The organism is Bradyrhizobium sp. SEMIA (genome assembly GCF_014844175.1).
Lineage (GTDB): Bacteria > Pseudomonadota > Alphaproteobacteria > Rhizobiales > Xanthobacteraceae > Bradyrhizobium > Bradyrhizobium arachidis.
Map to the genome: position 1 here is coordinate 2,107,917 of NZ_CP046601.1, position 18,732 is coordinate 2,126,648.

The 18,732-nt window shown below is 63.3% G+C and carries 13 protein-coding genes, 2 tRNA genes and 2 pseudogenes; 11 read left to right on the forward strand and 6 right to left on the reverse strand.

The annotated features are described in order from the left end of the window. The first annotated feature begins 150 nt into the window (after nucleotides 1-150). Both FOM02_RS10230 and FOM02_RS10235 read left to right on the forward strand, forming a co-directional pair. Nucleotides 151-1,560: an NfeD family protein gene (locus tag FOM02_RS10230; protein WP_027559520.1), complete on the forward strand. Its 1,410-nt coding sequence runs from the start codon at nucleotides 151-153 to the stop codon at nucleotides 1,558-1,560. After that, nucleotides 1,557-2,318: a slipin family protein gene (locus FOM02_RS10235; protein ID WP_027559519.1), complete on the forward strand. Its 762-nt coding sequence runs from the start codon at nucleotides 1,557-1,559 to the stop codon at nucleotides 2,316-2,318. The genes FOM02_RS10230 and FOM02_RS10235 overlap by 4 nt, the downstream gene beginning before the upstream one ends. 91 nt (nucleotides 2,319-2,409) lie before the next feature. Here the strand turns inward: FOM02_RS10235 and glnA are convergent, their stop codons facing one another. Both glnA and FOM02_RS10245 read right to left on the reverse strand, forming a co-directional pair. Next, nucleotides 2,410-3,819, reverse strand: coding sequence for a type I glutamate--ammonia ligase (gene glnA / locus FOM02_RS10240; RefSeq protein WP_014494828.1), 1,410 nt, complete (start codon nucleotides 3,817-3,819; stop codon nucleotides 2,410-2,412). Nucleotides 3,820-3,969: 150 nt separating this feature from the next. Next, complete coding sequence (locus FOM02_RS10245; RefSeq protein WP_007603495.1) at nucleotides 3,970-4,308, reverse strand: P-II family nitrogen regulator; 339 nt, start codon at nucleotides 4,306-4,308, stop codon at nucleotides 3,970-3,972. A gap of 381 nt (nucleotides 4,309-4,689) precedes the next feature. On the opposite strand from FOM02_RS10245, the pseudogene FOM02_RS10250 reads away from it, so the two are divergent. Further along, nucleotides 4,690-5,703, forward strand: a pseudogene (locus FOM02_RS10250) (NAD(P)H-hydrate epimerase). Further along, the gene (locus FOM02_RS10255) at nucleotides 5,703-6,155 is read left to right on the forward strand and encodes a GNAT family N-acetyltransferase (protein ID WP_027559517.1); all 453 of its coding nucleotides are present in this window, start codon (nucleotides 5,703-5,705) and stop codon (nucleotides 6,153-6,155) included. Before FOM02_RS10250 ends, FOM02_RS10255 begins: the two are co-directional and overlap by 1 nt. Before the next feature lie 87 nt (nucleotides 6,156-6,242). On the opposite strand, the gene FOM02_RS10260 is transcribed toward FOM02_RS10255, so the two are convergent. Beyond that, nucleotides 6,243-7,571: a multicopper oxidase family protein gene (locus FOM02_RS10260; RefSeq protein ID WP_027559516.1), complete on the reverse strand. Its 1,329-nt coding sequence runs from the start codon at nucleotides 7,569-7,571 to the stop codon at nucleotides 6,243-6,245. A gap of 153 nt (nucleotides 7,572-7,724) precedes the next feature. On the opposite strand from FOM02_RS10260, the gene FOM02_RS10265 reads away from it, so the two are divergent. The 6 genes and pseudogenes from FOM02_RS10265 to FOM02_RS10290 all read left to right on the forward strand — a co-directional run bounded on the left by FOM02_RS10265 (nucleotide 7,725) and on the right by FOM02_RS10290 (nucleotide 15,218). Next, nucleotides 7,725-7,809 (forward strand) — tRNA-Leu (locus tag FOM02_RS10265). Nucleotides 7,810-7,984: 175 nt separating this feature from the next. Further along, nucleotides 7,985-9,345, forward strand: a pseudogene (gene tig / locus FOM02_RS10270) (trigger factor). A 276-nt stretch (nucleotides 9,346-9,621) separates the two neighbouring features. Then, nucleotides 9,622-10,257: an ATP-dependent Clp protease proteolytic subunit gene (locus tag FOM02_RS10275; RefSeq protein ID WP_027559514.1), complete on the forward strand. Its 636-nt coding sequence runs from the start codon at nucleotides 9,622-9,624 to the stop codon at nucleotides 10,255-10,257. 463 nt (nucleotides 10,258-10,720) lie between these two features. Next, nucleotides 10,721-11,992, forward strand: coding sequence for an ATP-dependent Clp protease ATP-binding subunit ClpX (clpX, locus tag FOM02_RS10280; RefSeq protein WP_008547851.1), 1,272 nt, complete (start codon nucleotides 10,721-10,723; stop codon nucleotides 11,990-11,992). Nucleotides 11,993-12,315: 323 nt separating this feature from the next. Further along, nucleotides 12,316-14,739, forward strand: a complete 2,424-nt coding sequence (gene lon, locus FOM02_RS10285) for an endopeptidase La (RefSeq protein ID WP_027559513.1) — start codon at nucleotides 12,316-12,318, stop codon at nucleotides 14,737-14,739. A gap of 74 nt (nucleotides 14,740-14,813) precedes the next feature. After that, nucleotides 14,814-15,218 carry a GFA family protein gene (locus tag FOM02_RS10290; RefSeq protein WP_027559512.1) on the forward strand — a complete coding sequence of 135 codons (405 nt, stop codon included), beginning with the start codon at nucleotides 14,814-14,816 and terminating at the stop codon, nucleotides 15,216-15,218. Between the two features lie 94 nt (nucleotides 15,219-15,312). Here FOM02_RS10290 and FOM02_RS10295 read toward each other — a convergent pair. From FOM02_RS10295 to FOM02_RS10305, 3 genes are all read right to left on the reverse strand, one after another. Beyond that, a tRNA-Val gene (locus FOM02_RS10295) sits at nucleotides 15,313-15,389 on the reverse strand. A gap of 220 nt (nucleotides 15,390-15,609) precedes the next feature. After that, on the reverse strand, nucleotides 15,610-15,966 hold the full coding sequence (locus tag FOM02_RS10300; protein WP_027559511.1) for a hypothetical protein: 357 nt from the start codon (nucleotides 15,964-15,966) through the stop codon (nucleotides 15,610-15,612). 430 nt (nucleotides 15,967-16,396) lie between these two features. Continuing rightward, nucleotides 16,397-18,160, reverse strand: coding sequence for a caspase family protein (locus FOM02_RS10305; protein WP_027559510.1), 1,764 nt, complete (start codon nucleotides 18,158-18,160; stop codon nucleotides 16,397-16,399). Nucleotides 18,161-18,410: 250 nt separating this feature from the next. Here FOM02_RS10305 and FOM02_RS10310 point away from each other — a divergent pair, with 250 nt between their 5' ends. Beyond that, nucleotides 18,411-18,602 carry a hypothetical protein gene (locus FOM02_RS10310; protein ID WP_027559509.1) on the forward strand — a complete coding sequence of 64 codons (192 nt, stop codon included), beginning with the start codon at nucleotides 18,411-18,413 and terminating at the stop codon, nucleotides 18,600-18,602. Nucleotides 18,603-18,732 lie beyond the last annotated feature (130 nt).

Consider the following 18,732-nt stretch of genomic DNA (forward strand, 5'->3'; position numbering starts at 1 on the left):
ATGCACGGGCGGATCAGCCAAAGGCATGGTCCGCCACCGCCCTGTGCGCAGGGCTATTCCATTGCATCGCACAATCACGACGATGGTCTGCACGCGGCCACATTGAGGTTCGCAAGACGCGCACCATATGCTCTGCAAGGGAGCACTGCCGTGCAGACCATGAAGGCGGCCCTCGTTGCGGCGATTGGCGTCGTGGCTTTGATCTGCGGCCTCCGTCCCAGCCCAGCGGAGGAGAACAGCCGCCTTGCACTGATAGTTTCGATCGACGGGGCCATTGGCCCTGCGTCGGCCAGCTACGTGAAGGAGGCTTTGGCCAAGGCAAGCGAACGTCGCGCCGAGGTCGTGCTTCTGAGAATGAATACTCCCGGCGGTCTCAATTCCAGCATGCGCGAGATCATCGCCGATGTGCTGGCCTCGCCGATTCCTGTCGTCGGTTACGTTGCTCCCTCTGGCGCCCACGCGGCGAGCGCGGGGACCTATATCCTTTATGCGACCCACATCGCGGCGATGGCGCCAGGCACCAATATCGGTGCCGCGACGCCGGTGCAGATTGGCGGGCCGCTGGGCGGTGCGCCGGACAAGGGCGGCAAGGACAAGAAGGACGGTGACCAGCAGAGCGAGCCCAAGGATCAAAGCAAGGATCAGCTCAAGGATCCAATGACGGCAAAGGCGACCAATGATGCGGTTGCCTTCATCCGCAGCCTTGCGGAGCTGCGTGGCCGCAATGCGGAGTGGGCGGAGAAGGCGGTCCGTGAGGCTGCCACACTTTCCGCCAACGGCGCGCTGGCGGCTCATGCCATCGATCTCGTCGCGCGCGATCAGGCTGAATTGCTGAGACAACTCGATGGCCGTGAGGTGGAGGTTGCAGGCGGCAAGACGCAGCGCCTCGTGACCAAGGATGCTGTCGTTGAAGCCATCGACCCCGGACGGATATCCCGCTTCCTGGCGGTCATCACCGATCCGAACGTGGCGTTCATTCTCCTGATGGTCGGCATCTACGGCGTGATCTTCGAGTTCATATCTCCCGGTGCAGTCGCCCCGGGAGTCGTCGGCGCGATCTGCCTGCTGATCGGCCTCTATGCGCTCAATTTGCTGCCGGTCAATTACGCCGGCCTCGCCCTGATGTTGGTGGGACTCGTGCTTCTCACCGTCGAAGCCTTCAACCCGACCGTGGTGATCGGTTTGGGAGGGGTCATCGCTTTCGTGCTGGGAGCCCTGATGCTCTTCAGGGGCGAGGCGCCTGGCTACCAGCTGTCGTGGTGGGTAATCGGCACCACCGCGGCTGTGTTCGTAGGTTTTGTGCTCGTCGTGCTTGGTTCGCTTCGGCGCGCCGCCAAAGCTCCCGAACGGGTCGGTGCGCAGGCCATGCGAGGCTTACCCGCCGAAGTTCTCGATTGGAGCGGGAGCGAGGGTCATGTCTTCGCCCACGGTGAGCGTTGGCAGGCGCGCGGCGCCGAAACCTTCAAGCCCGGAGAGAGGGTCGAGGTCGCCAACGTCATCGATTTGACGCTGCTGATACGGCGCGCATCAGCCCGAACCGGCGAGGGAGGTCCATCATGATGCTGGAATATCTGACCTATGCGGTGCTCGCGCTGCTGGTCATCATGTTTCTATCCCAAGCCATTCGAATCCTGCGCGAATACGAGCGTGGCGTCATCTTTACGCTCGGGCGCTTTACCGGCGTGAAGGGCCCGGGCCTCATCCTCCTCGTTCCGATCGTGCAGCAACTCGTCAAGGTCGATCTAAGGGTGATGGTGCAGGTCGTGCCGCCGCAGGACGTGATTTCGCGGGACAACGTCTCCGTCAAGGTCAACGCCGTTCTTTACTTCCGCATCGTCGACCCCGAGCGCGCTATCATCAAGGTCGGCGATTACATGGCAGCCACCAGCCAGCTCGCCCAGACCACGTTGCGCTCGGTGCTCGGCAAGCACGAGCTCGACGAGATGCTTGCCGAGCGCGACAGGTTGAACGCCGACATCCAGGAGATTCTCGACAAGCAGACTGACGTCTGGGGCATCAAGGTCACCGGCATAGAGATCAAGGACGTCGATATCAACGAAACCATGGTGCGCGCGATTGCCAAACAGGCCGAAGCGGAGCGCTTGCGGCGGGCCAAGGTGATCAATGCAATGGGTGAGCAGCAGGCGGCCGAAAAGCTGGTCGAGGCCGGCCGGATTCTCGCGCAGGAGCCTCAGGCGATGCAGCTGCGTTACTTCGCGGCTCTGCACGACATCGCGGGCGAACGGTCGTCGACCGTCGTTTTTCCGCTGCCGACGGGCTTGCTCGATCATTTCTTGCCGCGGCGCGACAACCCGTAGCCACAAGCGCGACGGGGTGATCACGACAATGCCAAACGAAAAGGCGCTCCTCTCGGAGCGCCTTTTGCTTGTCGTGTAGAGTTCGAGCCGCTTAGCCCGAATAGTACATGTCGAACTCGACCGGGTGCGGGGTCATTTCGAAGCGCTCGACTTCGGTCATCTTCAGCTCGATATAGGCGTCGATGAAGTCGTCGTCGAACACGCCGCCGTTCTTGAGGAAGCCGCGGTCCTTGTCGAGGTTTTCCAGCGCCTCGCGGAGCGAGCCGCAGACGGTCGGGATCTGCTTCAGCTCTTCCTTCGGCAGGTCGTAGAGGTCCTTGTCCATCGCCGGACCCGGATCGATCTTGTTCTTGATGCCGTCGAGGCCGGCCATCAGCATCGCGGCGAAGCCGAGATAGGGATTGGCAAGCGGATCGGGGAAGCGCACCTCGACACGCTTGGCCTTCGGCGAAGCGGTGTAGGGGATGCGGCAGGAGGCCGAGCGGTTGCGTGCGGAATAGGCCAGCAGCACCGGGGCCTCATAGCCCGGGACCAGACGCTTGTAGGAGTTGGTCGACGGGTTGGTGAAGGCGTTGATCGCCTTGGCGTGCTTGATGATGCCGCCGATGTAGTGGAGGCAGGTCTCCGACAGGTCGGCGTACTTGTTGCCGGCGAACACCGGCTTGCCGTCCTTCCAGATCGACTGGTGCACGTGCATGCCCGAGCCGTTGTCGCCATAGACCGGCTTCGGCATGAAGGTGGCCGTCTTGCCGTAGATATGCGCGACCTGGTGGATGCAGTACTTGTAGATCTGCAGGTGGTCGGCCATCAGCGTCAGCGTGTCGAACTTCATGCCCAGCTCGTGCTGGGCGGAAGCGACCTCGTGGTGATGCTTCTCGACCTTGACGCCCATCTTGGCCATGGCACCGAGCATCTCGGAGCGCATGTCCTGCACGGAGTCCTGCGGCGGGACGGGGAAGTAGCCCGCCTTGGTGCGGATGCGGTGGCCGAGGTTGCCGCCCTCATATTCCGTGTCGGTGTTGGTCGGCAGCTCCGAGGAGTCGAGGCGGAAACCGGTGTTGTAGGGGGAGGAGGAGAAGCGCACGTCGTCGAACACGAAGAACTCGGCCTCGGGGCCGACGAACACGCTGTCGCCCACGCCCATCGACTTCACCATGGCTTCCGCCTTCTTGGCGATGCCGCGGGGGTCGCGGTTATAGGGCTCGCCGGTGGTCGGCTCGAGCACGTCGCAGGTGATGACCATCGTGGTTTCGGCGAAGAACGGATCGATCGTCGCGGTCACCGGATCGGGCATCAGGCACATGTCGGATTCGTTGATCGCCTTCCAGCCGGCGATCGAGGAGCCGTCGAACATCGTCCCTTCGGCGAAAATGTCCTCATCGATCATGCTGACGTCGAACGTCACATGCTGCCACTTGCCGCGCGGATCGGTGAAGCGCAGGTCGACGTATTTGACGTCGTTGTCCTTGATCGATTTCAGGACGTCTTTGGCGGTCTTCATGCATACCCCTTTTGGCTCTGCGGGTCGGTTTCCAGGTGAGCAGATTTGTTCTCGCTTTCGGCGAGTTCGAGCAACCGCACAAACGAAATCAGGCCGCCGAAGCAGCCTTTTTTCTTTCAGAGTGTCGCAAAATTCGGGATAGCACCCGGCTCAGATAGCGTCCAGCCCGGATTCGCCGGTCCGGATGCGGATCGCCTCTTCGATGTTGGAGACGAAGATTTTTCCGTCGCCGATGCGGCCGGTCTGCGCGGCGCGGCGGATCGCGTCGATCGCGCGCTCGACCAGATCGTCGCCGATCACGATCTCGATCTTCACTTTGGGCAGGAAGTCGACGATGTATTCTGCGCCGCGGTAAAGCTCGGCATGACCCTTCTGCCGGCCGAAGCCCTTGGCCTCGGTGACGGTGATGCCTTGAAGGCCGACTTCCTGAAGCGCTTCCTTCACCTCGTCGAGCTTGAATGGCTTGATGATGGCTTCGATTTTCTTCACTGCGCGCCTCCCGGCCTTTCGATCAAATAGCAACGTCTTCGTCAGGATGCGCTTTTCTCACGCACGATCGTGTCTTCGCTATGCCGGGATCCCTGACCAGTCCGGCAACAACGGCCGGCCACACCCTGATAAATGCCAGTGAGCACGACAAACCGAAGCGGCTTCCTCGAAAGCAGGGTCTATGCCAAGTTGCAAATGCCCTGATTATTGGAGCGTTATCAGCCTTTTAACGAGCATCTCCGATAGGTGGCGCCGACCGACCCAAAATACCGAAGACTATGAAATAGGCAAACGGTTCAATATGTGTGCAGACAGGTGTTCCCGGCGTCCGATCGGCACGAAAGATGCCTGTTGAAGAGGCGTTTGTACCAGGGAAGTGGCATGGAAGTACTGACCAACGCCGAAATGCAGCGCGCTGACCAGCTCAGCATCGCCGCGGGCACGCCCGGCTTCAAGCTGATGCTCAGCGCGGGGCAGGCGGTCGCCGAGGCCGCCAATGCGCTGGTGGAGGAGGGGCCGATCCTGATCGTGGCCGGCCCCGGCAACAATGGCGGTGACGGGTTTGTCGCAGCCGCCGAGCTCGCGCGCAGGGCGAGAGGTCTCGGTGATCCTGATGTGCGAGCGCGACCAGCTCCAGGGCGATGCCGCCTCTGCCGCGCGCGGCTGGAAGCATCCGGTGCTGCCGTTCAATCCGCAGGCGATCGGAAGACCCGCGCTGATCATCGACGCGCTGTTCGGCGCCGGCCTCAGCCGGCCCGTCGAGGGCGAGGCGCGCGAGATGATCGAGGCGATCAACGCCAACGGCGCCCCGGTGCTCGCCGTCGATCTGCCGAGCGGCATCAACGGCACCAGCGCCGCCGTGCTGGGCGTGGCGGTCAACGCCACCGAGACCGTCACCTTCTTCCGCAAGAAGCCTGCACATCTGTTGCTCCCGGGCCGGATGCATTGCGGCCGCGTGCGCCTCGCCGACATCGGCATCGAGGCGCCGGTGCTGGACGAGATCAGGCCGCAAGTCTTCGAGAACGATCCCGACTTCTGGGGCGCAGCCTTTCCGGTGCCGCGCATCGACGGCCACAAATATGCACGCGGCCATGTGCTGGCGGTCTCGGGCGATGCGGCCGCGACCGGCGCCGCACGGCTCGCCGCGCGCGGCGCCACGATCGCTGCCAACGCGCCACCCTGGCTCGCCACCGCCGGCGCGGCGACGTGCTCGCCGGCATCATCGCCGGGCTCTTAGCGCAGGGTGTGCCGGCCTTCGAAGCCGCCAGCATCGGCGTCTGGATGCATGGCGAGGCGGCCAGCGAGGCGGGGCCCGGCCTGATCGCGGAGGATCTGACCGAGACGCTGCCGGCCGTGCACCGGCGGATCTATAATGCGCTGGGGGTGGAGTACTAGTGCTCAGGCAACTTGCGCTCACCGACATGGGCGCCGCGGCGCAGGTTCATCGGATCGCGTTCGACCAGGTGATGTCGTGGCTCGCGGGCCTGCACACGCCGGACGAGGATCTCTGGTTCTACCGCGAGCGCGTTTTTCCGACATGCCAGATCTGGGGCCGCTTCGACGATGACGAGCTCATCGGGATCATCGCCTTCAGCGACGGTTGGATCGAGCAGCTCTACGTGGTTCCCGCGGCCCAGGGCCGCGGCGTCGGCAGCGAACTCCTTGTCGTCGCCAAAGGCGCCTGCGAATGCCTGCAGCTCTGGACTTTTCAGCGCAACGCGCTGGCGCGGCGCTTCTATGAGGCGCGCGGTTTCATGCTGGTCGAGGAAACTGACGGCGCGCGGAACGAGGAGAAAGAGCCCGACGCTCGGTACCTCTGGACGCGGCCGGGCCGACAAGCCCGGTAGGATGGGTAGAGCGAAGCGAAACCCATCATCTCAAACCTTGGCGCGATCTTGATGGGTTTCGCTGCGCTCTACCCATCCTACGAAGGCTCATTCCACCCCGTACCACCGCACCAGCCGCGGCGCGGCCCAGTCGGTCGCGACGGATTCGAGCAGCCATCGTCCGGGCGACGTCGCGGCGAAGGCGATGCGCTGGGTCTGGCCGGGCTCGACCGCGAGCGTGTCGAGCCAGTAGGGCTTCCAGCCGTCGTCGAGCCTGTCGAGCAGGCGGAAGGGATGGCCGTGCAGGTGGAAGACGGTCGTGATGGGGGCGGGGTTCTTCAGGGCCAGCACGACGGTGCGGCCGGTCTTGGCGCGGAAGGCGGGTGCCGAGGCGGTCGAGAAGTTTGCAGGCTTGATCCAGCCGGCCTCGGCCGCTCCGAGCGCGACATCGAACCGCAGGGCGCCCTTCAGATCGAGCTTCTCGGGGAGATCGTTTGGCGGCAGGGGCTGTGGCGATGACAGCGGCGCTCGCCGGTCCAGTTGGCCTGATATCTTGAGGCTGCCCACTTGGCGTGCCTCTTTGCCATCATGCAGCAGGAACGCGGCCGATGCGGCCGTATCCACAAACGCGTCGGCGCGTCCGCCGGGGGCCAGCACGAGGGCGCCGTTGCGCGCCGGGAACGGCTCGGCCGGCTGCCCGTCCAGGGCCATGACCCGGACCTCATGGCTTTCCAATTTGATCGCCAGAACAGAACGTTGGGAGCCGTTGATAAAGCGCAGCCGTAGCCGCTCGCCGGCCGCAGCTGAGAGTTCGAATGAAGCCATTCCATTCATCGTATAGAGAGGCGTCGTGCCGTCCGCCTCTCGGCCCGGCGGAAGCGCAGTCCCGTCCGGCCGCAGGCGCCATTCCTCGATCAGGAGGACCACGTCACGATCGACGGCGACCCGGCTCGACTCGGTGGCGATGATCGGAAGCGGGCGCGCGGGCTGCTTCTGGACATCCTCGAAGAGCCGGAAGTCGGCCAGCAGGGTTCCCGCATTAGGTATTGGAATAACTGACGTTTCTGTCGTGTCCGGTGCCGCCGGCGCGCGGCCCCGGAGCGGATCGGCCCCGGTCGGGGCATTGAGGCCGTACCAGACTGGCGCAAGCGGCACAGGCAGGTCGTTCCGGAACACCACCTGGCAGCCGTCGAAACGCTTGAGACGGACGTCGCCAAGGTGGCTTACGGCGGCAAGCTCCCAGATTGGTGTAGGCGGCTGTCCCGGCCTGAGAGCCAGCGTTGCCGCCCTGGCCTGAAGGGCGAGCTGGGCGGTCATAAGCGGGCCCGCGCCGCCGGCGATCAACCCGGCCGCCGAGGCGCCGAGGGAGACGCCAATTGAGGCGCCAAGCCCGGCCAAAACGTCGCGCCGATCGGGGGCAGATATCCGCGTTTTCATGCGCGATCCGGACCATGCCGCGCTGGATAAGTCCAGCCATCGTGCCTACGTAAAGCTTGCCTCCATCGGGCCATTTTTTTGCTGCGAACAGTCAGGCACATGTTATAAGCCCGGCCGCCCGCGGCATCGCGGCCGGTCTTGATGCAAATTCACGCGGGCGTGGCGGAACTGGTAGACGCGCTGGATTTAGGTTCCAGTGACGAAAGTTGTGGGGGTTCGAGTCCCTCCGCCCGCACCAAGCGCTTCTCGCGTTTGCACGGATTACGAGGGCCTGCTTCTCGTGGACGTTTTGTCCGCCGGAGGCCGGTTCGATGAACCACCGGCGTTGAGGCATTCGCCTCGCGCCGGATCGATTAATGACAGCGTCCCGACGCGCAATGTGCCGGGACCGAGCGAAAAGAAGATTGGACGCCATGCAGGTCACAGAAACCCTCTCGGAAGGTTTGAAGCACGAGTTCAAGATCAGCGTTCCCGCGTCTGATCTCGACGCCAAGGCCGGCGCCAAGCTCGTCGACCTCAAGGACAAGGTCCGCATCAACGGCTTCCGTCCCGGCAAGGTGCCGGTCACGCACCTCAAGAAGGTCTATGGCCGTTCGGTGATGGCCGAGACCATCGACCAGACCATCCGCGACACCAACACGCAGCTGTTCTCCGAGCGCGGCTTCCGCCTTGCGACCGAGCCGAAGATCACCATGCCGACCGAGCAGGCCGAGGTCGAGGAGCTGCTGAACGGCAAGACCGATCTGACCTACACGGTCGCGATCGAGGTTGTGCCGTCGATCGCGCTCGCCGACTTCAAGAGCTTCCAGGTCGAGAAGCCCGTCGCCGAGTCTCCGATGCCGACGTCGACGAGGCGATCAAGCGCATCGCCGATTCCAACCGCACCTATGCAGCGAAGGGCGAGGGCGCCAAGGCCGCCTCGGGCGACCGCGTTACGATCAACTTCAAGGGCACCATCAGCGGCGAAGCGTTCGAGGGCGGCACCGGCGAGGGCATCCAGGTGCTGATCGGATCCAACACCTTCATCCCCGGCTTCGAGGAGCAGCTCATCGGCATCGGTGCCAATGAGACCCGCACGCTGAAGGTGTCGTTCCCGAAGAACTACATGAACGACAAGCTCGCTGGACAGCCGGCCGAGTTCGAGACCACCGCGACCCTGATCGAGTCGCCGCAGGATCTCGCGGTCGACGACGAGTTCGCCAAGACGCTCGGCCTTGAATCGCTCGACAAGCTGAAGGAAGCCGCGCGCGAGCGTCTGGCTGCCGAGTTCGCGACCGCGACGCGCCAGCGCGTCAAGCGCGCGCTGCTCGACCGGCTCGACGAGGCGCATCGCTTCGAGGCTCCCCCGTCGCTCGTCGAGGAGGAGTTCAATCTGATGTGGAACTCGGTCAAGGCCGAGATGGACTCCGCCGGCAAGACCTTTGCCGACGAGGACACCACTGAGGAGAAGGCGAAGGAAGAGTACCACAAGATCGCCGACCGCCGCGTTCGGCTGGGCCTCGTGCTCTCCGAGATCGGCGAGAAGAACAAGATCACCGTGACCGACGACGAGGTCGGCCGCGCCGTGATCGAGCGTGCCCGCCAGATGCCGGGCCGCGAAAAGGAAGTCTGGGATTTTTACCGCAACAACGCCCAGGCGTTGGCCCAGCTTCGTGCACCGATCTATGAGGACAAGGTCGTCGACTTCATCCTCGAGCTCGCCAACGTGACCGAGAAGAAGGTCTCGCGCGAGGACCTCTACAAGGACGACGAGGCGGAAAAGACCGCCGCCTGAAAGCTTTGAAACAGCCTTCTATTAAGGATGATCAGCGAAGGGGCCCAGCTAGCCAGATGGCCGGCTGGGCCTCTTTATGCGAATCAGCTTCAACGGCCTGATCGATTAAGCCTTAATTCGTTCAGGACTTGTCTGGCACGAATTGGGCTATATCTGTCGCTAGCTCTTCTACGAAAGTTCCTGCATCACGGGACGTCCATCTGCCTTCCGGCACATCCAGCCAAAACTGGCGGCCAAGACTGGCGATGTCCGCCTCTCAAAAACCCTAGGTGACTCATGCGCGATCCGGTTGAAACCTACATGAACCTCGTGCCCATGGTGGTCGAGCAGACCAACCGTGGCGAGCGCGCCTACGACATTTTCTCGCGCCTTCTGAAGGAGCGCATCATCTTCGTGACTGGTCCGGTCGAGGACGGCATGTCGACGCTGATCGTCGCGCAGCTGTTGTTCCTCGAGGCGGAAAATCCGAAGAAGGAAATCTCGATGTACATCAACTCGCCGGGCGGCGTGGTGACGTCGGGCCTTGCGATCTACGACACCATGCAGTTCATCCGTCCTCCGGTCTCCACGCTCTGCACCGGCCAGGCGGCCTCGATGGGCTCGCTGCTGCTCGCCGCCGGCGAGAAGGACATGCGCTTCTCGCTGCCGAACGCGCGCATCATGGTGCATCAGCCCTCCGGCGGCTTCCAGGGTCAGGCCACCGACATCATGCTGCACGCCCAGGAGATCCTGAACCTGAAGAAGCGGCTCAACGAGATCTACGTGAAGCACACCGGCCAGACCTACAAGTCGATCGAGGACGCGCTGGAGCGCGACAAGTTCCTGACCGCGAACGACGCCAAGGAGTTCGGCCTGGTCGACAAGGTCATCGACAAGCGCGCCGAAGAGCCGGCGCCGGCGAAGGCCCCGTAACACTACTGGGCTGCAGCGGCGATCCCTGGGAGAATACCCCGGGGATCGCGGGACACCGTCAAGGCGGTGTTGACGTTACGGACGTCTGTGCGCGTCGCAAAAAAAACGCCGTTTGCGCGCTGCGATGGGCACAAAGTTCCGCTTTCGTGCTTGTTTTTCGTGGCAATCCAGCAACGCCGGGGTGATTTCCATCACTTCGCTCGTGCCAAGACCGGAAATCACGGTATTGTCACGGGTAGCCGGCGGCCCCCGATTAGCGAATTCTTGATAGTCGGGTGACAGCATGGTTGGCTACGCATGATCGGCTATGATCGCGGGAGAATCGAGTGACCGTGATTCGCACGGGATGTAACGCGTAGGGTCTTTTTTGGTACGGAATTTGCTCTATTTGAACTTCATACCGGCCATTCGTGCCGGGATGGAGCGATCGAGCGAGACGATCGAACCGCGGACGGAGACATGAATGAGTAAGGTTGGCACGAGCGACTCCAAGAACACGCTATATTGCTCGTTCTGCGGCAAGAGCCAGCACGAAGTCCGCAAACTGATCGCGGGTCCCACGGTCTTCATCTGCGACGAGTGCGTCGAGCTCTGCATGGACATCATCCGCGAGGAGAACAAGTCCTCGCTCGTGAAGTCGCGCGACGGCATTCCGACGCCGAAGGAAATCTGCAAGGTGCTGGACGACTACGTGATCGGCCAGAGCCATGCTAAGAAGGTCCTGTCGGTCGCGGTGCACAACCACTACAAGCGCCTCAACCACCAGACCAAGCACAACGACGTCGAGCTCGCGAAGTCGAACATCCTGCTGATCGGTCCGACCGGCTCGGGCAAGACGCTGCTCGCGCAGACGCTCGCCCGCATCCTGGACGTGCCGTTCACGATGGCGGATGCGACCACGCTGACCGAAGCCGGCTATGTCGGTGAGGACGTCGAGAACATCATCCTGAAGCTGCTCCAGGCCGCCGACTACAATGTCGAGCGCGCCCAGCGCGGCATCGTCTACATCGACGAAATCGACAAGATCAGCCGCAAGTCCGACAATCCCTCGATCACGCGCGACGTGTCGGGTGAGGGCGTGCAGCAGGCGCTGCTGAAGATCATGGAAGGCACGGTGGCTTCGGTCCCGCCGCAGGGCGGCCGCAAGCATCCGCAGCAGGAGTTCCTGCAGGTGGATACCACCAACATCCTTTTCATCTGCGGCGGTGCGTTCGCCGGCCTCGAGAAGATCATCTCGGCGCGCGGCCGGTCGACCTCGATCGGCTTTGGTGCCCAGGTGCTCGCGCCGGAGGACCGCCGGACTGGCGAGATCTTCCGTCACGTCGAGCCTGAGGACCTCCTGAAGTACGGCCTCATCCCCGAGTTCGTCGGCCGTCTGCCCGTCGTGGCGACGCTCGAGGACCTCGATGAGACCTCGCTGAAGAAGATCCTGACCGAGCCGAAGAACGCGCTGGTGAAACAGTACCAGCGGCTGTTCGAGATGGAGAACATCGAGCTCACCTTCGCCGACGAGGCGCTCGGCGCGGTTGCCCGCAAGGCCATCGAGCGCAAGACCGGCGCGCGCGGCCTGCGCTCGATCCTCGAGGCGATCCTGCTCGAGACTATGTTCGACCTGCCGGGCCTGGAAGGTGTGGAAGAAGTCGTGATTTCGCGCGAAGTCGTGGAAGGCACGGCCCGTCCGCTCTACATCTACGCCGATCGCTCCGATCGCGCGGTCGAGAACGCCAGCGCCTAAATTGCGGCGCTGGAACGCTCCGAACGTCTTATCAGTTGAGGGCTGCGGAATGCTTCTCCGCAGCCCATGTTGCGTCGCTTACCTGTGTGCGTAAGCGCCTGATGGCGCGCGTATTTCAATGACTTGACACCCCCCGGGTCGATAGCCACCTAATGTCGGCGGCGAGCGAGAATTCCGTTCAAGATTCGCCGCTGTTCCGATCCGGCAAGCCTGGTCCAACCTGCGAATGGTAGACCGGCTCTGTCGATCACCTCGGCACCTTGTGGCGGTTGCGCATGAGACAGCGGGCTGCGTGCAAGGGGGCAAAGCAAAAGGAAAAGGCCATGACTAATCCAAAACCCCGGCCAACCATCGTCCATGGCGAGGCGCACGCTTATCCCGTGCTGCCGCTGCGCGATATCGTCGTCTTCCCGCACATGATCGTGCCGCTCTTCGTCGGTCGCGAGAAGTCGATCCGCGCGCTCGAAGAGGTGATGAAGAACGATGCGCTGATCATGCTCGCGACGCAGAAGAACGCGTCCGACGATGATCCGGCGCCCGATGCCATTTACGAGACCGGTACGCTTGCCAGCGTGCTCCAGCTCTTGAAGCTTCCCGACGGCACCGTGAAGGTGCTGGTCGAAGGGCTCGAGCGTGCGCGCGTGCAGAAATACACCGATCGCGCCGACTACTATGAAGCCACCGCCGTCGCGCTCGCCGATACCGATGCGAAGTCGGTCGAGGCCGAGGCGCTGGCGCGCTCGGTCGTGTCCGACTTCGAGAGCTATGTGAAGCTCAACAAGAAGATCTCGGCCGAGGTCGTCGGTGTCGTGCAGGCGATCACCGATTTCGCCAAGCTCGCCGACACCGTTGCCTCGCATCTCGCCGTCAAGATCGCGGACCGCCAGGGCATCCTGGAGACGCTGTCGGTCACCACGCGCCTCGAGAAGGTGCTGGGCCTGATGGAGAGCGAGATCTCGGTGCTGCAGGTCGAGAAGCGCATCCGCTCGCGCGTCAAGCGCCAGATGGAGAAGACCCAGCGCGAGTATTATCTCAACGAGCAGATGAAGGCGATCCAGAAGGAACTTGGCGACGACGATGGTCGCGACGAGCTCGCCGATCTCGAAGAGAAGATCTCCAAGACCAAGCTCTCCAAGGAAGCGCGCGAGAAGGCGCAGCATGAATTGAAGAAGCTGCGCCAGATGTCGCCGATGTCCGCGGAAGCGACCGTCGTGCGCAACTATCTGGACTGGCTGCTGTCGATCCCGTGGAACAAGAAGTCCAAGGTGAAGAAGGATCTGGAGGCGGCGCAAGCCATCCTGGATTCAGATCACTACGGTCTGGAGAAGGTCAAGGAACGCATCGTCGAGTATCTCGCCGTGCAATCCCGCGCCAACAAGCTGACCGGTCCGATCCTGTGCCTCGTCGGTCCTCCCGGCGTCGGCAAGACCTCGCTCGGCAAGTCCATCGCGAAGGCGACGGGGCGCGAATTCGTGCGCGTCTCGCTCGGCGGCGTGCGCGACGAGGCCGAGATCCGCGGTCACCGCCGCACCTATATCGGCTCGATGCCCGGCAAGATCATCCAGTCGATGCGCAAGGCCAAGTCGTCCAACCCGCTGTTCCTGCTGGACGAGATCGACAAGATGGGCGCCGATTTCCGCGGCGATCCGTCCTCGGCTTTGCTTGAGGTTCTCGACCCCGAGCAGAACGGAACGTTCAACGACCACTATCTCGAGGTCGACTACGATCTCTCCAACGTGATGTTCATCACGACCGCGAATACGCTCAATATTCCCGGCCCGCTGATGGACCGCATGGAGATCATCCGGATCGCGGGCTACACCGAGAACGAGAAGGTCGAGATCGCGCGCAAGCATCTGATCCCGAACGCGGTGTCCAAGCACGGCCTGGACTCCAAGGAGTTCTCGATCGACGACGACGCGCTGCTGCTGCTGATCCGCCGCTACACCCGCGAAGCGGGCGTGCGTAACCTGGAGCGTGAGCTCTCCACACTCGCCCGCAAGGCGGTGAAGGAGCTGATGATCTCCAAGAAGAAGTCGGTCAAGGTCACCGAGAAGACTCTGGAAGAGCTGCTCGGCGTGCCGAAGTACCGCTTCGGCGAGATCGAGAGCGAGCCGCAGGTCGGCATCGTCACTGGCCTTGCCTGGACCGATGTCGGCGGCGAGCTGCTGACCATCGAAGGCGTCATGATGCCCGGCAAGGGCAAGATGACGGTCACGGGCAACCTGCGCGACGTCATGAAGGAATCGATCTCGGCGGCGGCGTCCTACGTCCGCTCCCGCGCGATCAATTACGGCGTCGAGCCGCCGCTGTTCGACCGGCGCGACATCCACGTGCACGTGCCGGAGGGCGCGACGCCGAAGGACGGTCCGTCCGCGGGCGTGGCGATGGCCACCGCGATCATCTCGGTCATGACCGGCATCCCGGTCCGCCACGATGTCGCGATGACCGGCGAGATCACGCTGCGCGGCCGCGTGCTGCCGATCGGCGGCCTCAAGGAGAAGCTGCTGGCCGCTGCCCGCGGCGGCATCAAGACGGTGTTGATCCCCGAGGACAACGCCAAGGATCTCACGGAGATTTCCGATGCGATCAAGGGCGGCATGGAGATCATCCCGGTCTCCCGTCTCGACGACGTCGTCGCCAAGGCGCTGGTGAAGAAGCCGGTGCCGATCGTCTGGGAAGAGGACACCAAGGTGACGGTGAAGCCGGACGGCGATGAGGCCGCCGGCGGCCTGACCGCTCACTGAGAACGCAGTTCAAAAAGATGATAAAACGGCGCCTTCGGGCGCCGTTTTTGTTTTGAGGGAAGGGGACGCGGGCGATGCAGGTCGACGGACAATGCCATTGCGGGCAGATCACCTTTGAGGCCGAAGTCGACCCTGAGGCGGTCTCGGTGTGTCACTGCACCGACTGCCAGACGCTGACCGGCTCGCCGTTCCGGGTCACCGCGATCTGCACCAAGGCTGACGTCAAGCTCACCGCCGGCACGCCCAAAATCTATGGCAAGCGCGGCGACAACGGCCGGATGCGCTTCCAGCACTTCTGCGCCGAGTGCGGTTCGCCTTTGTTCACCAACGGCGAGGGCGACCAGGCCGACGATTGGGGCATCCGCTGGGGCAGCATCCGCCAACGCGACCAATTGCGGCCCGTCAGGCAGATCTGGTGCCAGTCGGCTGCAGTCTGGATCGACGCGGTGCCGCTGCTGCCGGGGCGGCCGAGGGATTGAGGTCGGGCTTGCCTAGCCATAGCTCGCTGCGAAAAGCCGGCCTTCGCTCTTTGGGCTCCGGCGTGGCATCCTGCGTCGCTGCGCGAGCGCAGGCTGGTGGGCGGTCACGGATTCGAACCGCGGACCCTCTCGGTGTAAACGAGATGCTCTAACCAGCTGAGCTAACCGCCCAAGTGCGCCTCTTTAGCGCCCCGGTGGGTGCCGAAGCAAGAGCCGAGCGCGTCGCGAACTGACTCCAATTTGCGGCCTTGTCGGGGGTTTCATGCTCGATACGGGCAGGCCTGCAGCGGGCCCGCTGCAGGGCAACCCTCTTTCGTAGCGCGGATCGTCGTCCGGCGAGGAGGCGATCGTGCTCACGGCCGCCGTGCAGCGCCTCAACTCCCGTCTGATATCAGGCTGTCTTGGTGAACATCGTCAGAACACCGTCGGCGATGTTGATCGCGATGACTTGCGACGAACTCAAGCCCTTGGCCTTGAGCACGGAGGCGGCCTGCGGTGTGGCGTCGATGGACTGCCGGAGCGACTGGATGTCTTGGTCGCTTGTGTGCGCCACGAGTTCATCGACCTTCGCGCGCACGGCCGGCTGCAATTCTTTGACGTCCACAACCTGTATGCTCCGGATCACTGTGCTGGACTGTGTGGACGGCTGTTCGGTGCCGGGTTGCGACGATGCGCCCTGTGCCTGCACCAGAGCAGGTGTTCCGAGGGAGAGAACTGCAACGATGACGGATGCCGTGAAGCTGCGCATGGTCCATGCCTTTCCGGATTTGAGGAACGGCGAACCTATCGAGGAAATCTGGTTGGCATCTGATTCCGGTGTGGCCGTTCGGTGAAACCAATGCGGCCGCAATGCGCACAGATGAGACACGGTGCGCGGGTCCGATGATGCCTACGGCAAGGAATTAGCTCAGCTGGTTAGAGCATCTCGTGTACACCGAGAGGGTCCGCGGTTCGACCGCCCACCAGCCTTCGCTCGCTTCGCGAGCTACGGCTGGGCAGGCCAGCCTCCGAACTTATTGACGCGAAGCGAGCCAAGGCTGCCACGCCGAAGCCCAGCGGGGCGAAGGCGGGTGTTTGGAGGCGTGCCTCGGATCGGCAGACCCGATCCGATCGGTGACAGGGGCGCGATGGCTGTCGCGCCAACTGCGGTCGCTGCCGACCCTGATCTATCCGCGATCTCAATTGCACTCTTCGACCTGGTAGCTGGCGGCCGCCCCCCCCCATTTCTGGACGACGCGGCATCCAGGTCTCACGGGGCGACAGCCGCCGGTATTGCAGATGACCTGCCCTGAGGCCTGGGGCTTTGCCGGGGCGGACTCCACTTTCTTGCGCTCCATGTCCCGCTTGCTTGCATCATTGCGCGCGGCGTCTGGCTTGTTCTCCTGCACCTTTGCGCATTCATTGTCGTCGTTGACGCGGTAGCCTGCGCGGCAGGCGATCTTCACGCAGGCATCGCCACTCGCCTTGAAGCCGTGGTCGCAGACCAGTGGGCAGACCCGGCTTTGCTTCGCCTTGACTGCATCGAGCACGTCGTAGCCCAGCAGCCTTTCGTCAAATTTGGTTCCGGCATATTTGTTGTACTGCGCCAACGCAGCCTGCGATGAGGCCGTCCAGATGCCATCCGCAGGCGCCGGGTGACATCCGACACGGTGCAGCTCGAGTTGCAGAACCTTCGTCAGCTCCTCGGTCGACATCGTCGGCCGCGCTAAAGCCGACGGCGGCGCGATCGCCGCGACCTTTTGCTCGCCTTCTGCGGGCTTTTGCTTGTCAGCCAGCACTTTCGCCGCTGCGGCCTCCGCTTGCAGCCTGCGTTGCTCGGCTGCGGCCGCCTTGGCTTCCTCGACCTGCTTGGCCTTCTCGGCGGCAAGCCGTTTCTCCTCGGCCACCCTGGCTGCCGCCGCGGCCTTCTCTTGCTCGGCCTTGTTGGCGCGCTCGGCGGCGAGACGGGTCTTGGCTTCTTCCGCCTGGCGCGCCTTTTCGGCTGCGGCGGCGCGCGCTTCTTCTGCGGCAACGTTCTTCAGCTGCGCGCGGGCGAGGCCGGCATAGAAGCCGTCGGGATAGGCCTGCAGGAAGGCCTCCCAGGCGTCCCGGTTTCCCGCCTGCAGCGCCAGCTCGTAGTCCCGACGGATCGCGTCCTGCGGGTTCGCTTGCGGCCCCGTGGTGACAGCAGGCTTGGCCGGGACCAACGACACGTCGTCGCCGCCGAGCGAGCCGTAAACATAAGGCTCCTGCTTGTAGCCGGTGTTCTTGAGAACATCGTCGCGGATGAAGCCGAACGCCTTGCGCAGGTCGAGCCCGGGCGTGGGGAGGCGCTCGACCAGCGCCGCGGCGAACGGGCTGTTCTTGGAGTCGCCGTCCGAAGCTGTCGAGCCGGCCTTTGCCGCGAAAGCAATCATGGTGTTCGGGCCGGTCGGCTCGACCTTGGCGAGGCCGCGCCCGATCGAGCGCGCGGCCATGGTCCGCTTCATGGTCTTGGCGAATGGATTGTCCCGGCAGGCATCGAGGATGACGAGCCGGAGTTGCATGGCCGGCTCGACCGCGAACAGAGCGCGATCCAGCGGCAGCGTCTCGTCGAGGACATCGCTGTCGGTCTCAAGGCTGGCATCCGTGGGGATCAGGTAGTTGACGCCGTCAAGCTCGATGCCGTGACCCGCATAATAGACGACGGCCACATCAGCCTCACGCGTCCTGGCACCGAAGTCGCGTAAGGCCCGGCGCATCTCCGCAGCGTTGAGGTCGAGCTTGATATCAACCTGGTCGAACCCGGCTCTCTTCAGCATGCCGCCGACGAGAGAGGCGTCGTTCACGGGATTGGCGAGCCTCGGCGCGCTCTTGTAGGCGGAATTGCCGATCACGAGCGCCACGCGCTTTTCCGCGTGCGCTCCTCCGCAGTCCAAACAGATGAAGGTCAATAAGACCAAAAAAATCCGAGTCGCGCCCATTGCAGCCCCAAATCGCAATGTGATCAGAGTAGTCGCAGAGTGCCATCGCGGCAAAGGCCGCTGTGTGATGAATGTCACAGGCGCCTGCTGCCGCGCCAGAGCCCAACGGGCGGAGGCGGGCTTTTACCAGGCATCCGGCGCCCTGAAAGAGACTCGTGGCGGGTCCAAAATTGCCTTCCTTCGGTCATCTTTTAGATCGCACCGCGAACCACCGTTCCAGTTCCCTTAATTAGCGTGGAGTATCGCCGTGATGAGTGATCTTCGCACGAAGTTGGAAAGGTACGAGTCCAAAGCCGCTCACTGCATGAAAGCAGCTCAGGAAGCGAGCGACGAAGCCGGCAAGGCTTTTTATGAGGAGCTTGCCCGCTATTATGACGAGCTGGCAACGGACTTCCGCCGGGTTCTTGCGAAGCGAACTGGAGCCTCGCTGGCGGCCGAATGACTTTGCGGAGCGCATTGGCATAGCGCAGCTCGGCAGTAAGTCCTCTCACCGTCCGTCAATCTGTGACGCCGCGCAACGCGGCGAGAACGGAGGCATGTCTCGCCGGCAGGTGGACAGAGCAACCTCGGTT